Annotated in this window: 2 pseudogenes; both read left to right on the forward strand. The window is 34.4% G+C overall.

Features of this window, described 5'->3' with window-relative positions:
- Window positions 1-255, forward strand: a pseudogene (locus E4T68_RS08900) (ISNCY family transposase); the annotation flags it as partial.
- A 204-nt stretch (window positions 256-459) separates the two neighbouring features.
- Window positions 460-1,258 (forward strand): annotated as a pseudogene (locus E4T68_RS08905) (ISNCY family transposase); the annotation flags it as partial.

Below are 1,258 nucleotides of genomic sequence, written 5' to 3' on the forward strand. Positions count from 1 at the left end.
CACACAAAAGCGTTGGTTATTGAAGCATTTAATGGGGATATTTTCTTGAATATCGCTGACAACATTTATGCCACACGTTGTTTGTTAACACATGAAGAGCATTCAGCGATGTTTGATTTGGGTGAGAATATAAAAAAAGAAAGACGCCAATACGTTCCACCACAATCACACCCGTGGAAACTGGCATCTTTCAAACGCTATCTCAAGAGTATTGGAAAAACTCTTGAAGAGTATCAAGACAACAAGCTTGCTTGATACTTTAATAGCATACATTATTTTGCCCTATAAGTGCAATGATTTTTTTTAAAATCATTGCACTTATAGTGGCCCACATTTTGGGACATTTTCATTTTCGATTGACATGCTATTTTTTGAAAAACATTAGCGAATATCAATCGAATGTGATAATGTCTTAAAGTAATCGAATGACAAAATGTCCCAAAATGATAAACTAGAGATATGAAAAGGATAGAATTAACAGTGAATGAAATAAAAAAATATAACGTCATCAAAGCCGTTCATCATGGCAAAAAAACAAAACAACGTGCCTGTGTTGAATTAACATTATCATTAAGACAAATTAACCGACTACTTAACAATTATGTTCAATTTGGTAAGTCAGCTTTTTCTCATAAAAATAAAAAACGCTCTCCAAAGCATAGTCTACCTGAATCTACTAAAACTTTTATTGTAGAATTATACCAATCATTTACCAATTTAAAACCTAATGTTGTTCATTTTACTGAAATTTTAAAACAAGAACATGGCATCAATTTAACAGATACAACTGTTCGTACCATTCTCTATAACCATGGGATGATTTCTCCCAAAACACATCGGAAAACAGTAAAACGACTAAAACAACAGAAAAAAGTAGCACAACAAGTGAGACATGAATTGTCTATAAACTTACCCCGTTCTTGTGAGTTTCTAGCAGATAGTGACACTATCCATCCTAGTCGTCCGAGAAAAAAATATTGTGGCGAACTGATACAAATGGACGCTAGCCAATTCAGATGGTTTGGTCAAACTGTCTCTCATCTTCATGTTGCCATTGATGATGCTTCTGGTAATATTGTTGGTGCCTATTTTGCCCCACAAGAAACGCTGAAAGGCTATTATCAGGTGTTACATCAGATATTAACCAATTATGGTATTCCTGCTGCTTTTTTAACGGATAGACGAACGGTATTTGATTATCAAAGGAAAGGGACTCAACAGCTTCAAGACGATACCATGACACAGTTTGGTTTTGCTT

It is taken from the genome of Granulicatella sp. WM01 (assembly GCF_004570605.1).
GTDB lineage: Bacteria > Bacillota > Bacilli > Lactobacillales > Aerococcaceae > WM01.